This is a genomic window from Streptomyces sp. NPDC048650 (assembly GCF_043199095.1).
Lineage (GTDB): Bacteria > Actinomycetota > Actinomycetes > Streptomycetales > Streptomycetaceae > Streptomyces.
Genome location: NZ_JBICVM010000019.1, coordinates 41073 through 57689, shown reverse-complemented (window position 1 = coordinate 57689; position 16617 = coordinate 41073). Strand labels below are relative to the sequence as shown.

The 16617-nt window shown below is 70.5% G+C and carries 1 protein-coding gene; it reads left to right on the top strand.

The window, feature by feature from the left end:
- The first annotated feature begins 182 nt into the window (after nucleotides 1-182).
- Nucleotides 183-16616: a hypothetical protein gene (locus ACGFML_RS34310; protein ID WP_393549572.1), complete on the top strand. Its 16434-nt coding sequence runs from the start codon at nucleotides 183-185 to the stop codon at nucleotides 16614-16616.
- Nucleotide 16617: the final 1 nt, after the last annotated feature.

The window sequence follows — 16617 nt, the reverse complement described above, 5'->3', positions numbered from 1 at the left end:
TTGAGCGAGAACTGCCGACGCCTCTTCCGCACCCGCACGTCCAAGGCTGGGCGGGCCGTGTTCGCGGTTGGATGGTGCGGGTTCTCAGCTTGGTTCGCCATCCACATCCTCACCGAGAGCATGTGACATAGGCCCGAATTCAGCGCACGACGCTAACTGTCCGCGGTGTGCATGGTCCGCGCATGCTGATTCGCACCTCCTCGGCCGACCTGAGTCGCACCCTTGAGGCCAAGTCCGTACGACGGCCGTGGAACCCTTCCCTGCACCCCAGGGATAGCAAGGGCCGGTTCATCGAGACCGGTGGCATCGCCAGATTGTGGTCGGGGAAGCTCGCCCGCGTCGTTCGCGCCCTGCCGCGTGACCGTGTCCTCGTCCAGGACCGTGCGGCTGGTGGCACGTACACCGGGCGCCGACACAGCACGAGCGCCCGGTGGATCACCATGGTGGCGCGCCCTGACGGCAGCGCCCCGACCAAGAATCAGCAGAAGGTCGAGGCAGAGGACGCCCGCCGCGATCAGGACGACCGCCGCGGCCTGGGCCTGTCCCGCGACGACCACGGCGACCCGGGCAGGCCCGACGAGCCGCACAGCGCCGACGACGACGGCAATGACATCGGCGACGATGACGGCGACAGTCCCGAGGGCGACGACCAGGACGAGGCCGAGGGCGGCCACCACGACGTCGACACCGAGGCGCTGCCGAACCGCAAGGCCAAAAACGGCGCCCGCTTCGAGGACACGGCAGCTGTGCGACGTCACTTCCTCGACCTGGCCCAGCGCCCCGAAGCGAACGCGCCAGCACTGCGCCGCCTGGCCGGGGACGAGGACCTGCAGATCACTCCGTCCGGCGGTCTTGTCACCACTCGCGACGACTCCAACGGCCGCTGGTACCTCACCTCGACCGGAACCGGTGGCTTCCTCGACGTGGGCGATTTCGCGAACCGTGAGGAAGCCGAAGGCGCGGCCGAGTACATCAACACCCATGTCCGCAACGGCCACATCATGCCCGGCCGCTTCAACGAACCGATCGATCTGTCCGACCCCAACGTTGCCGACGGATTTCCGACCTGGCGGTCCACCAAGGGCGAGGACGCTGAGCAGGCCATCCGCCGGGCCGTCCACGACTTCCGCGCCTCCCGCGCAAGCACCAGCGCCCCGCAGGCGTCCCCAGAGCCGAAGCAATCGCGGGCCAAGGCCAGCGGCCGGTTCACCACCCTTCAGCAGGTCCGCGCCCGCTGGACCCAGCAGGCCGAGACCCTTCGCGCCTCGGGTACTGAACAGGATCGGAGCGCTGTCCGCGGCCTCGACGCCCTCGCCAAGGAGCAGCGTCTCAAGCTCGTCGGCGACGGTCAGTTCGTCGCCCGTCGTGTCGAGGGCGACTGGTACCTGTACGCCACCAGCACCGGCCAGCAGATGTCGTGGTGGTTCGACCGACAAGCTGACGCAAAGGGATTCGCCGAGCACATCGTCGGCAGGCTTAAGGACAAGGACGGTAACGCTCTCGACTTCTCTGATCCCAAGTTTTCAGACATCCAACGGACTTGGCGCTCCGCTGACGGACGCGACTATCACCAGGAGTGGACGGCTGCCCGCGCCCTGTGGGACCAGAAGCACCCACCCAAGCACAGCATCGCCACCGATCGTCTCGCCGAGACGCTGCGCCGCCGCCCCTTCGGTGACGACGAGACCCTGGCGCCGAAGGCGGAGACGCCCCAGCAGCCGACCCCCGAGCCCGCGGCCGCCGACGAGCCTGACATCCCCGACTACGCGCGGGCGGGCTTTAAGGAGGGTGAGCAGGAGCAGCGGACGCCGGACGAGCAGCCGGAACCGCCCCCCGAGCCCGTTCCAGCGCCGCAGCCGGAGGAGGCGCCGGCAGCCGAGAACGGCGGACGGCCGGCAGGTGTGCCGCTGGACTCCGAGCCCGTCGACGGCGTGTCCGGATACTGGGCGACCTCCTGGAGCCCCGGACCGATCACCGTGTACGGCCCTGACGGCGCCCGCATCGCCTCCGTCGTCGGCGGCTACAGCGACCGGCACGCCACGGTCGACGGCGTCTACGTGCCCATCGGCAACAACGCGAACATCGCTGACCAGATCATCGCCCGCCATCACCTGGCCACCACGAACCCGGACCAGGCCGACCATGTGCACCTGGCGTGGACCACACACAAGGGCAAGCGGGTCCTCGCAGTACGCGGCACCATCAAGAACGACGCCCAAGACGACCGTGCAGTCGGCGCCGCCGGAAAGCTCGCCTGGTCGCCCGTCCAGAACGCCCGGATCACCGGCACCCAGTGGAAGCCGGAGACCCGCGACCGCAAGGCCGCCGACGTCCTCGCAGCGTTCATCCGGCAGGGCCGCAACGTCCGCGTCACCGACGAGGATCGCAACACCAACGCAGACGCCCCCGACGCGCAGCCGCTCGACGAGGACACCAAGAAGCTCCGCGCCATGCACGACGCGGACCTGCGTGGACACCGCGACAACCTGAAGATCCACGCTCAGGTCGCCACTACCCCGGCCCGGAAGCAGCGGGCGCGCGCCGCTCTGCAGAAGGTCGAAGCTGAACTCGACCGGCGCCGCATCGCCCAGAACGACGAGGACAGCCGCGACGAGCCGAAGCCGGACCCGAAGGGCCGCGCGGCCGCGATGAGCGAGGACGAACTCACCGAGGCCATCAACGGCTCGGAACGCGACCGTGGCACGTACGGCTCCCGCCGCGGTGATCTCCTCAACGAGGACGAGCAGGCCCTGTATGCCGACCGGCGCCGCCGCACCACCGACCGGCTCTCGCAGTACGCCGCCCCGGAGGACCTGGGCGACGACGAACTGTCGTCCTACGCCAAGGAGCTGGAGGCCCGGCAGCGCACGCACAAGCCGACGAGCACGAACAACCGGGACGAAGACCTCGCCCCGGAGCGCGACCTGCACAACGAGCTGGGCGGCCGTCTGGAGTCCGCCGAGACCGAACAGCAGGCCCGGCAGTTCCGCGACATCCAGCAGCGGCCTGCGGTCCAGGACCTCGACGACAGTGCCCTGGAGAAGGAGTTCCTGCGCCTGCCTGTCCGCCTGCGCCGCCTGGGCGCGGAGCAGAACGAGATTCTTTCCGCCCGCAGGCACGCCGTGTACGAGGAGCGGCAGAACCGCAAGGCGGACGTCTACCGCAATGGGCCGGACCCGGCCGGACTCAGCGACGAGGACCTGAGCAAGGCGTTCAAGGACCTCCACAAGAACCGGAACCTCACCCATGGCCGGGAGCGGGAGGCCCTGGAAGAGAGGCTGAAGGCCCTCTTCGACGAGCAGAACCGCCGCGGCGTCGAGGGCCGCGAGCAGAAGGTCAACCGGGCGGACACCCGCGAGGACCCGCTCGGCAGCACGTACGGCGCCTCCATCAGGGTCGACGGCAACGACTACGGCAAGGTCAGCTACCACGCGCACGACTCGCCGTACGCGGGCGGCCACAAAGCCGGATGGAACGCGCAGCGCCAGAGTCACGGCGGCGTCCTGGGCTCCTTCCCGAGCATGACCGAGGCCCTGGCCGCGATCGTCGACAGCTACGACACCGACCCCGCGACCGAGCCGGTGCGCCTGTACGGCTCCGTGCGCCAGGTGTGGGTGCCGAAGATGTTCTTCGAGCTCTACCAGTCCTCCCGCCGAGCCGACTCCTTCCCCTCGGCGAGCAAGGAACGCCAGACCCTCTACGGCCTGTTCAAGGGGCACGGCTACGGCTGGTCCGACAGCTCCAACCCGATCACCGGGAAGATCGGCAAGGGCGCGAACATCGACGTGCCCGAGGGCCTGCTCGCCGAGTTCCACCGTGTCACCGAGGAACTGTCCCGCGAGATGATGCTGCGGTCCAGCGACCGGGAACTGGACTCGTCGGATCGGTCGAAGGCGCGCACCCGGCTGGGCTCCATCAACGCTGCGCTGCACGGGATCGACGCACAGCGCGCCGCAGTACGCAAGGATGGCGGGGACGAGGACCGCAAGGTCATCTCCCGTCAGGAGATCGAGGCGCAGCAGGCAGCCCTGCGCGCGGCTCTCGGAACGGACGAAGGGGCTGATGGTGAGCATCTACAGCCAGACAGCCAGGGACCACTGGACGAAGTACCGTCCGCGGGAGCTGGCGGCGATGGACGACGCGGAGAAGTTCTTCCTGAACAAGGGCAGGGAGATCGAGACGGCGATTCTGGCGGCCGAGGAGACGCTGGAGGAGACCGTGCCGACCGCGACGGAGTACGAGGCACGGGCGGGTCAGATCAAGCAGATCAGGGCGGACGCGACCGCGATGGTTCTGCGGGACCTGCTGCCGGAGCCGGAGCCGCAGACGCTCAGCCCGGAGATGCGGGATCTGCAGGCGCTGAAGGACGCGGTGTACGACATGTAGCACCGCGCTTCCGCCCGAACCCGGCCGACGCCGCCACCAAGGGCCCCATCCAGCGGGCCGCGGCGAACGTCGAGGCGATCCGGGTCATGAAGCGGCTGGAGCGTGAAAAGCGCCCGGCCACCGAGAAAGAGAAGGTCACCCTCGCCCGCTGGACCGGGTGGGGCTCGGTTCCGATCATGTTCGCGGCGGAGCCGAACGAGAAGGAGCCGCGTTACCAGCAGGGCGGCGCCCGGCACGGCAAGTTCATGCAGGACCAAGCCCGTTGGGCTGAATACACGGACCTGCGCCGGATGCTGTCCGACGAGCTGTCACCGCTGGAGTGGCAGCAGGCCCGCCGCGGCACGCTGTCGATGCACTACACGCCTCAGCCCATCGCCGAGGCGATGTGGGACGGCCTGAAGGCATTCGGCTTCGAGCGCGGTGACGTACTTGAGGCAGGGGCAGGCAGCGGCACGTTCTTCGGGGTTTCGCCGGAGGGCGCCCGCCTCACGGGCATCGAGCTGGACCCGACCACGGCGCGGATCGCGAAGGCGATCTACCCGGACGCCAATGTCCTCAACGAGAACTTCGCAGAGACCGACGCCGAGCCCGGCACCTTCGACGCGGCGGTCGGCAACGTCCCCTTCGCCTCGGTGCCGTTCGGCGACAAGCGCTACCCCGCGGAGTCCCTGCACAACGGGTTCATCACCAAGGACCTCGCGCTGACCCGGCCGGGCGGCATCACCCTGCTCATCACCTCCCGACACACCCTCGATTCCAAGGGCGACAAGGCCCGCAAGCAGATCGCCAAGTACGGCGACCTCATCGGTGCCGTACGCCTGCCGTCCGGTGTCTTCAACGACGCCGGCACCAGCGTCGTCACCGACGTCCTGGTGCTGCGGCGCCGCGCCGACGGCGACGAGCCGGGCGACACCTCGTGGCTCAACGCGCCCGAGCGGAAGGTCGGGAGCAGCCACGAGCACGTCAACGCGTACTTCACCCAGCACCCGGAACACGTCCTCGGCGAGTTGACGACCGAGTCGTCTCCGTACGGGCCGCGCGTGACCGTCAAGGGCAACCCGGCCAAGGCCGCCGACCAACTCCGCGACGCGCTGAAGGACATCGCCACCGAGGCGAAAGCCGACGGCCGTGGCTATGAGCCGCACCCCGACGGCGACAACCGGCCGCCGCTGTTCCTGCAGACCGCGCGCGAGCAGCAGGCCAACGACTGGACCGGCCGCCTCTACGAGGGCGACGACGGCAACCTCTACCAGCACGTGAACGGCGGCAACCCCGTCACGGTCGAGCCGTCCGACGGCCGCGGCGACCAGCTCCGCGCACTCATGCAGCTCCGGGACGTCGCCGCCGAACTGCGAGCGCTGGACCGCAAGAACGCGGAGGACGAGCGCGCCGAGAAGCTGCGTGCCCAGCTCCGCGACCTGCACACCGCGTACGTCGAGCAGTACGGGCCCCTGTCCAAGCCCGGCCAGTTCCGCAGCATGAAGACCGGCACCCGCGAAGACGGGGCCGAGGAGCGCACGCCGACTGCGTGGGGCTACTTCCGCTCCGACCCGGATGCCGGCTCGGTCCTCGCCCTGGAGCGGTGGGACGCGGACAAGCACGAACCCATCCTGAGCCGCGTCTTCGAGGAGCGCGCTGCCGCGCGGCGCCAGCCGCTCGACCGGACCGATGACCCGAAGACGGCCCTGTCTGCGGTCGTCGCCGCGACCGGCGAAGTCGACCTCGGCGAGATCGCCCGTCTACTGAACATGCACCCGCAGGACGCCGTGCGCGCCCTCGGCAGCGAGGTCTTCACCGACCCGTCTACCGGCCGCCTGGAGCTGGCCGGCGCCTACCTGTCCGGTCCCGTCCGCGACAAGCTCGACGCCGCCCGACGGGCAGCGGAGAAGGACCCGGCGTTCGCGGTCAACGTCTCGGCGCTCGAAGCAGTGCAGCCCGCCGACCGCACCATCGGCGAGTTCACCCCGGAGATGGGCTCGCACTGGACGCCGCCCGAGCTGCTGCAAGGGTTCCTGCGCGGGTACCTGGGCGACCGCACTCTGCGCGTCGCGCATGACGACCGCTACGGCTGGATGCTCTACACGGGCAAGGTTCCGCAGGCCAACAACGTCATGTACGGCGTCGCGGCCGACGAGAAGAAGGGCACCAAGGGCAAGGGCGCCGTCGAGATCGCCCGCGCCATCCTCGGTCACGGCTCACTGACGATCTACCGCGACGACAAGCGTCGTGACGTCGATGAGGAAACGTCCCGCCTGGTGCGGCAGAAGGCCGACCAGATGCGGTCGGAGTTCGCGAAGTACGCGACGGCCAACGCCGACCGGCTAACGCTGCTGACCGACTCCTACAACACGGTCATGAACGGGCACGTCGTCCGTTCGTACGACGGCATGAGCCCGTCCCTGGACGGCTTCACCCCCGAACGCACGCCACATGCCTGGCAGTTGAGCGGTGCCGCCCGGATGCAGTTCGAGCGTTCGGTGATCCTCGCCCACGAAGTCGGGCTGGGCAAGACGGGCACGCTCGTCATGGGCACCCAGGCGCTCAAGTCGTCCGGGCAGATCGAGAAGCCTTTCGCCGTCGTCCCCGACCACCTTGCACAGCAGTGGTACGACGAGGCGCGGTTCCTGTACCCCAACGCTGAGGTCCACCTGATCACCAGCGGGGACCTTGCCGATGGGCGGCGCGACAGCACGCTGGAGTGGTTGCGCGCCAACAAGCCGGACCTGGTGATCTTCACCGAGCCCGCGTTCGGCTCGATCAAGATGAGCCCCGAGGCGCAGGAGAGGTACGAGTTCCTGGAGCTGGAGGCTCTGCGGGAACAGCTCGACCGGCAGTACGAGGAGTCGGATAACCCGGATCACCCGTTCATCGTCGCCAAGATCGAGCAGCGCATCGCGACGGTCCAGAACAAGATCAGCAAGAACGCCGCGCCGATGCGGACGCCCGGCCAGACGTACTGGGACGACCTCGGGTTCGATTACTCCGTCGTTGATGAAGCCCACAGGTACAAGGGCGTTGGCTTCCGCTCCCGCGAGGGCGGCGGCGATCCCGCCTCCATCCGCGGCATCGACCTGCACCAGAAGCTCACCGACCTGCACCGCCGCCGCGACGGCCGCGCCACGGTCACCCTGGCCACTGGGACCCCCCTGTCGAACAGCATCACTGAACAGTTCACGATGCTGGCCCTTGCCGCCCCGTGGGTCCTGGACTCCTACAAGGCCGGCGCCCCGGACCTGTGGGCCGCGACGTTCGGCCGCAAAACTCTCCGCGTCGAGAACGCCCCTGACGGCTCCGGCCTGCGGATCGTTGAGCGGTTCGCTGAGTTCCACAACCGCCGCGCCATGAAGACCATGTGGGGCCTGGTCGCCGACACGAAGCGCGCCGACGACGTCGGCATTCCCCGTCCGAAGATCAAGGGCGGCGGTCCCAACCTGGTCATGGTCGACCCGACCAAGGACCAGACGGCCCGACTCAAGCAGCTCGTCTCCCGCGGCCGCGCGATCCACAGCGGAGACGTCGACCGGTCGCAGGACAACATGCTCGCCGTCAGCAACGAGGGCACGTCCGTCGCGCTGGACCCCCGCCTGGTCGAAGCCAAGGCCCCGGCGGGCAACAAGCTTGCCGCCGTCGCCACCCGGCACGTCGAGCGGTACCACCAGCACAAGGACCGCATCTACAAAACGTACTACGGCAGCACCGAGGACCACCCCACCCCCGGCGCCCTCCAGATGGTCTTCCTGAACGAGGGCGTGCCAGGCGGCAACAACCGCGGCAGCTTCGACGCCTACGCCGAACTCAAGCGGCTAATGGTCGCGGGCGGCGTCCCCGAAGAGAAGATCGCGTTCGTCCAGGACCACAAGAAGAGCGGCAAGCCCGAGGAGCTAGCCGAACTCTTCCGCCGCTCCCGCGACGGCGACATAGCCGTCCTCATCGGCTCCAGCAGCGTCGCCGGCACCGGCATGAACACCCAGAACCGCATGGTGTCGCTCACCCACGTCGACCTCGACTGGGGCGCCGCGCAGATGGAGCAGCGCAACGGACGCGGCCTGCGCTACGGCAACCAGAACGCCGAGATCGAGATCGACGTCTTCGCGACCAAGGGCAGCCTCGACGGCTGGAAGGCCGGGTTCGTCGCCTCCAAGGCGGAGGGCCTGATCGATATCCAGCGCCCCGAGCAGGCCGACAGCGACACCCGCGACACCGTCACCGAACTCGACGTCGACTACCCCGACTACGAGACGATGGAAGCCGAAATCGGCGGCAACCCCTACATGAGCCAGCTCATGAAGGCCCGCCGCGCGCTGCGCGACTTGGAGATCGACCAGCACAACGAGGCCGCCGAACGAGTCCGCCGCCAAGAGACCCTGACCGACCTCAAGCAGGAACTCACCGACACCCGCGACGGCATCACCCGCCGCGAAGAGGCACTGCCCCGCATCCGCGACGTCCGAGACACCTTGGCCGTGAACCTCGGCGGCCTGTCGTACACGGAGCGCGCGGACGCCGCGGCCGCCCTGCACCGGCAGGTCACCACCCAGCTCCTGGAGCACGACCGCGACGGCATGGGCCCCTGGAAGACGCTGGGTCAGTTCGGCGGCCTCGACGTCGCCGTGCGCACCGAACGGCGCGCGGACGGCAAGCTCGTCGCGCACCTCGGCTACCCCGACCTTGCGCGCTCCGGCTTCGAGCGCGGCCCCGAGGACCTCAAGAAGAAGGGCGCCGGGTCGGGCATGATCACCCGGCTCACCAACGCGCTGGAGAAGGCACCCGCCCTCCAGCAGGCCGACCGGGCGCGGCTGCCCGAACTAGACGAGCAGATAGCCCTTTTGCAGTCCGCTCAGGCCGCCGCCGACCTCACCCCGCAGATCGAGCATGCGCGGGCCCGCGCGAACCTGCTGGACAACATCGTCGGCCGGATCGCTGACCTCGACAAGCTGCCCGAGATCGACGAGAGCGACCTCGACAAGAAGTTGACCAAGGCCCAGCGCACCCAGATAGTCGAGGAGCGCCACCAGGCCCGCATCCCGCTCCAGGCCGCAGTCGGCGACTCGGTCCTGACCCTGGAGAACTTCGACGAGAAGTTCCCCGAGCCTGAGCGCGCCGAGAAGACGGAGGAGCAGAACGCGCCGGAGCCGGACCGGATCCACCTGTCCGCCGAGGAGGTTTCACAGGCTCTTGGGCAGATCCGCCCCAGCAACGACAACGGGGCCGCCGAGGATGAGACCACTGACGAGCCGGGCACCGCGGACGCGGGCGACGGCGACGACGGCCGCGACGTCCCGGCCTCCCCGACGGCGCCCGGTGACGGCGACTCGCAGGACGACGAGCCCGCCCGGCCAGCGCCCGAGCGCACTGGCGAGACGCCACAGCCGCCCCTTGCCGGGCAGGGGGCGGCCAGCGAAGAGCCCGTGGCCCAGGACGAGGTGACGGACGCCTCCGACAGCACGGTCAACCTCGACCGCGACGAGGTCACCCAGCAGCTCGATGCCATCCGCCCGGAGGGCACCAGGGCACCGTCCGCCATGAGCGACCAGGAGATCGCCGACGAAATCGTGGCGCTGGTAGAGCGGGAGATGGCCGATGGTGAACTGACCGGCGCTAACCGCACCCGCATGGCCGTCCTGGAGAGGGAGATGGACCGGCGCGCCGGCCGTACGCCGAAGCCCGAGCCGAAGAAGCGCGCACCCGAACCGGAGGGCGGCCTGTTCGACGTCGACGAGCCCGAGCCGCAGGCCCCCGTCGTCGCCGACTCGAACAACCCGCTCGACCAGCCCGACGACAGCTTCGGCACGCCGGACATGTTCGCCGACCACGAGGGCCGCGACACCAGCGACCTCCGCCCCGCCCAGATGAGCAACCCCGCCGACCTGACGGAAGGCGACCGGTACACCGACGCGGATGGGCGCACGCACACGGTCACCGAGCCGCCGAGGCTCACGGGCCGAGGACGGATCCGGATCGTCACCAGCGACGGCGAGGAGCGGTTCTACAACCGTGACGCCGAACTCCGACTGCGGTACCCGGACGAGGAGATCACCGACGGCGTGCGCGAGGAGCCCACGCCGGACCTCCACGGCAGCGATGCCCCCGAAGGCGGCGCGGCAGACGACCGCGACGACGACGAAGCCGCGGCGCCCCAGCCCGAGGACACCGCGAGCGACGAGACCCCAGAGCCTGAACAGCAGGACGACAAGCAGCAGCCAGAGGACGACTCACAGCAGCAGGGCCAGGAGGACGAGCAGCACGACGACGAGCGGAATCGCCGCAACGGGGACACGGACGCGGACGCCGCATCGCCCGACGGGGGGCCGGAGGGCGCCGGGGGCGACCCGCAGATGCCAGACGCCCCAGGTGGCGACCGGGGCGAGGACAGCCCGAATACCGACAAGCCCGATACCCAGGACGGCGAAGGCGACCGTGATCAACCTCGGCGCCATCGTCGCGGCAACCTCGGTCCCGGCGGAGGGGGCTCCGGCGCACCGGGTGGCCCTGGCATGCCCCGGCTCGACATGCCGCAACTGCCCCACATCCCGGCTGGCACTGGCGACGGAGGAGCCTCCGGCCACGGTGGCGGGGCGCCCGACCGTGAGCCGCCCCGCAGCGTGGCCGACCTGCGCAGCGTGTGGCGGCGCGGCGACCGGCTGACCGCCGAGGAGAACACCCCGGAGCGGCGCGCCTTCCTCGCACAGCTCGCCGACAACCCGACGCTGACCCTGTCCTCCGGCGGCGGACTGGTCACCTGGACTGACGACATCACCCCCGGCCCCGACGGGGCACGGCAGTGGCGTTTCGCGCAGGCCCGCAACGGCGGCCGCTTGGGGAAGATCAGCGTCACCGCGCGCAACGCGGACGATGCCCACGAACTGGCCGACCGGTTCGAGGACATCACCGACGGAAACCGGCTGCCCATCGACTGGCACCAGCCGCTCATACCGGCAGCGATAGCCCAGTGGCACGACAGTCAAGGCCGCCCACTGCCCGAGGCGCTGCGCGCGGTGCGCGACGCCTTCCTCCAGGACCGCGAGCTCGGCGGCAACAACACCCCGCAGCCGGAGCCAACCACCCACCCGGAGGAGCCGCGGCCCGCCACCCTGCCGGACGACCTCGATGCCCTGGCCGACGACGACCTTGCCACCGCTTGGGGCGGCCTCTCCGAGTCCGAGCAGATGCGCGTCATGGAGGAGATGGACCGCCGAGACGACGCCGACAAGCGCGTCCGCGACGCGGTCCCCGCCACGCCGGCAGCCGACGCAGACGAGGTGCTTCGCCGCGGCGAAGCGATGGACGCCGCACTGGGCTTTGGTACCACGGACATCACCCGCCGCCCGCAGACCCGAGAACAACGCCTGCAGCGCGAGTTCCAGGACCTCGACGAAGCCCGGTACTCCGCCGCCATCGACGCCACCAACGGTTACTTCTTCAGCAACACGAGCAGGCAACTCCCGCCCGTCGGCGAGCGCGACCTGTTCTCCGGCGGAGCCCTTTCCCGGTTCGGCCGGTGGCGCGACTACGCCAGCGAAGAACTCGCTGAGTGGTTCGACAACAACGGGGGCCGCCTGACCTACAACCAGTTCAAGCAGCAGCGCCGCTCAGACGAGAAGATCGAGCGCGAGCAGCACGAGGAGGAGCAGCGCCAGGCCGCGGGAACGCCCAGCGTGCCCGACGCGCCGGAGGGGACTGCGGCAGACGTCGCCAAGGCACCCGAACCAGAGCCGGAGAAGTCCCCGTACGACCCGGCGATACCTCGGTTCGCGGGTCTCGACGGTGTACGCGAGCACCTTCACAACGGTCAGCTCGATGCCCCCGCGCCTGGCGCCGGGATGCACACCACTCCGCCGAGCCTGGAGGAGCGGCGCGAGATCGCGGCAGACAAGAACACCCGTCTGTCCCGCGGCGGTCGGCTCCTGGTGTATGGCAACAGCGCGGTCCGAGACGGCGACGAGTACAACCGCCGCTTCACTGTGGCTGCCCCCGGCAGCATGGTGCCTGTTCTCTACGACCATAGCGATGGGTTCGGGACGCTCAAGGACGCGCTCCACGCGGCGAACGCTCTCGACGGCGGCGTCCGGGGCATTGACGGTCAACCGTTCCCGTGGGATGCGCCGGACGCTGTGGAGCGTGCTCGCGCCTTCCGCGGCCCGGACGGCGAAAGCCTTCACGACGCCATGGCCCGAGTTCTGGCTGAGAACCGGAGCCGGGAAGGACAGTGGCGGTATGACGCTGCCCGAGCCGAGGAACGACGAGCCTGGCGACTGGCCGCTGACGATTGGCACCGGCAGCAGGAAGCTGACGGATACACGATCCTCGCCGACCCTTCGGATCTGCAGGCCGGTGACGAGGTCAGCTACCCGCTGGCCGCCAACGTCGATCGCTCGCTGAATGGAGGTGCCGACCCTCTCGGCACCGTCCGGGGAATCCTCACCAGCGACCAGCCCCAGGTCTGGAACCCCACGGGCATCCAGGCACTTGGGACGCGGGACTACTACCGCTACCCGGCCGATGTGACCTGGACGGGTCCGGATGGCCAGACCGCCCGCCAGCACGACGCGAGACTGGAGCTGGGCATAGTGCGGCGTAAGCCGCGATCCGGCGAGGAGGGAACGCTCGGGGACGACCAAAACGCCCGCCCCGGCGCTGTCCCGGACGCCAGTGTGCCCGAGCTTCCCGCCCGAGCGCAGGCGCCTTCCTCCCCCCGCTCGGACGCCGAACCCGAGGTCGGCGACGACAAGACACCGCAGCCGCAGCCGTCCGCGGAGCCGGAGCCCATCGGCGGGCAGCCCGCCCACTGGGCCAGCGTCGACCAGCTCCAGCCCGGCGACATGGCGCGGATCGACGGCACGACCCGCCGCGGCCGCGCTGTGACCCGTGCCGGGTTCGTCCTCGACGTCCCGGAGCGCGTCACCGCGACCCGCCGAGGGCGCACCGAGGACATGTGGCGCACGGCGATCGGCGAGAGCCCCGACGGCCGTACCGGCAACCGCGGGACCGTCTACACCCCGCTCAACGCCAGTGCCGCCCGCGCCGAAGCCCCGGAGAACACCGCCCCCGGCACCCCGGCGAGCGGCGCCCAGGGCAACGTCATCAGCGGCGACTTGCCGGACACCATCGCCACTGACACCAGCGGCCGCGGGCTCTTCCCCGGTAGCCAGGTCACCGGCAACGCTGGCCGTGAGGGCACGGTCACCGGCGCCACCGACACCACCATCTCCGTGCGGTGGTCCGACGGGGACACCGACACCAACGTCGCGCCCACCTCTCTCACGGTGGACGGCTCCGCCGACTACCGGCCCGAGGGATGGACCGCGACAGGCCAGAAGATCCGGCCCGGCCACCTCGTCGTCGAAACGACCCCGAACGGGGCGCTCCTGGGCCCGGTCGAGGAAACCGACGGCGACCGCATCACCGTCACCACCGCCAACGGCACCGTCACCCGCGGCGCTGCGGACCTCCGCGTCGTCGGCGAAGTCCGCGATGACACCCCGGAGACCGCCGCCGTCACCGGCATCGCCACCCCGACCGCCGACGAGATCAACAATGGCGACATCGTCGTGCTCGACCTCGACGGCGCTCCGACCACTGCGGAGGTCCTGGACACCACCCGCGACGGAGACCGCGTCACCATCGACTACGCCGACACCACGACGGGCGAGCTGGGCACCATGGACATGGATGCCACGGCGGTCGTCCACAAGGCCGAAGGACCGAACGGCACCGCTCCGGACCTCGGCCCGGATGACGCGCCCGCCGCCGCCGACGAACTGACCGTCCATGAGCCGCTGCCCGCCATCGGCCTCGTCACCGGCCCCACGGTCGACCCGGACCTCACCCTGGCCGACCGTGACGCCATCGCCGACCAGGGCAACAGCCCCGAGGACGACCCCGACGCCCAGCAGGCCGCCGCCCGACTGGGCACCGACCTCCCCGTCACACCGGAGCAGGCCACCGCTCTTGCGGCCCAGCTCCGGGCGAACGCCGACCCGGCCAGCGCCGAGGGGCGCGCCGCGCGGCGTGCCGCCGACCACCTCGACAACGCTGCCGGCCGACCCGCGCCGGAAGGGCTCGACCGCCCCCGCCCGTCCAACGCCGCGCAGACCAGCGAAGGCGACGTCATCGCCATGCCCGACGAGCGCCGCGGCGATGAACTCCACGTCTACCGGGTTCTCGACGTGGAAGAGGGCCCCGGCGGCGTGCGCAGCCTTCTCCTGGAGGACGAAAACCGGCAGTGGAAGCGCCGCACCGTCCACGCCGCCATGCCTGTGTGGCAGCTCCCCGAACCGGGCTCCGACACCGACAACACGGGCTCCCCAGACCCGGCTCCCGCCCAGGAGCCGCGCGACCCCAACCCGTCCGCTTCCACGGTGCGCGACCGGATCGTCGGCAACCACAGCCGCACGGTGTCCACGCGCATCGTCGACGAGGCCGTTGCTGGAACCGAGCCGCACGGCGACATCCACGCGCTGCGCGAGCAGATCGCCCAGTGCCTGACCCCCGAGGCCCTGCGCGACGCGCGGCAGGCCGCCCGCCAGGAGGCGAGCGCCGACCTGGACGCCGCGGGCATCACCGGCCGCAACCGAGCCGCCGTACAGCAGGCCCTCCGCCGGGCCCGCGAGAAGGCGCACGAGCGGACCGTCCGGGCCGCGCTCCGCACCATCAACGACCTCGACCCCCTCCCCGGCGAGAGCAACGAGGACCTGGCGCAGCGCGCTGCCGCCCTGCTGCGGCTCATCCCGGAGCAGATCGGCACTCCGACGCCGCGCCGCGCCTCCAGCACTCCAGACGGCGACGTGACGGCCGCCGTCACCACGCACGCAGACGACGCGGTGACCACGCTCCTGCGCCAGCTCGAAGAGAACGGTGTCGACCCGGCAGAAACAGATGCCCTTGCCCGGCTCCTGACCGCGCAGCTCGACGGCACTCGGCAAGCCACCGCCCAGCGGATCGTCCGCCGGGTCGCTGCCACGGCCCCGGACGCAGCTCAGCAGCCCGGACTCCTCGCCCGCGTGATCGCCGCGCTCGGGCGCATCGGCCGCCGGGTCGTCGAGTTGGTGAAGGCCGCCGCCCGGAAGATCGCCGAACTGTGGCGTAACGGCCGCGACCGGCTGTCCTGCCTGAAGACGTTCCTGCGCCGGCTGGTGGGTCGTGTACGGAACTGGCCGGAATCCCGCCGCCTGGCGCGGCTCCACGCCGCGCTCAATCTGCCGGATGTCGAGGGCGGGTCGCTGGCCGCGCGCGTGTCCCAGTGGGCGGGCCTGCTGCCCGAGTCGGGCCACTTCGGGCAGATCTCCCGCCGCAGCTCCTGGTGGAAGCCGACGACGTGGGCGCAGCTCGCCGCGGGCAGGCTTCCCGGCCGCTCCGATGAGAACCGGTGGGTGCCGGACCTAGCTGCCGACGGCGGCCCCGGCTTCACCTCGCTGCGGCACATGGCCACGCTCCGGGCGGCCGGCTCCGAAGTGGACCGAGAGGTGACCCGCCGTCTGGCTGACTCACTCGGCAACGACTTCGGCGGCGACCCGCATGGCACGCTCCGGCACGCCGACGACTACATGGCCGCGACCGAGCGGCGCCTGCTCAATCTCCAGGCCGCGCGCACCAGCAGCACCATCCAAGACCCGGACGTCGAGGTGGAGATCGCAGCCGCCCGCATGGAGGCCGCGGCCGCTCGCCGCGAGTGGGAGGGCCTGCGCACCCAGTACGCTGCCGCGGTGCCCGATGCCGTCGCTGCGGCCCTGGCCGGCATCCGCGACCTCGGCTCCCAGGGCAACGCGGGCATCGTGTTCGGGCCGGACACCACCCCGGAGGCCGAACGGGCCGTGCGCGATGCCCAGCGCCTCATCCCCAGGGACTGGCTCGCCGCCCCCGGCGGGCGCAGGCTCACCGCCGTCGGCGGCGACGAAGGACGCTACGAGCCGGACACGGCCCGCGCCACTATCGCCGATCTCGGAGACGAGGGCCTGGGCACGGCCGCGTACGTCCTGGCTCAGCACTTCGCCGGGCAACGGCCCGACTTGGACGCCGCGCAGCGTTCGTTCTGGTTCACGCGGACACACGCTGGGCGCCCCGGTGCCCGCACCCCCGACCGCACCGCCCTGGGGCGCCTCCTGGACGAGCAGCAGACGCAGCCGGACACGGGTGACAGCCTCGCCCGATCGTTGCAGGCCATGTTCACCGGTGACTGGTACGAGGACGACGACTTGCGAGCGTTCCTCCTCGGTCTGCTCGCCACACGATGAA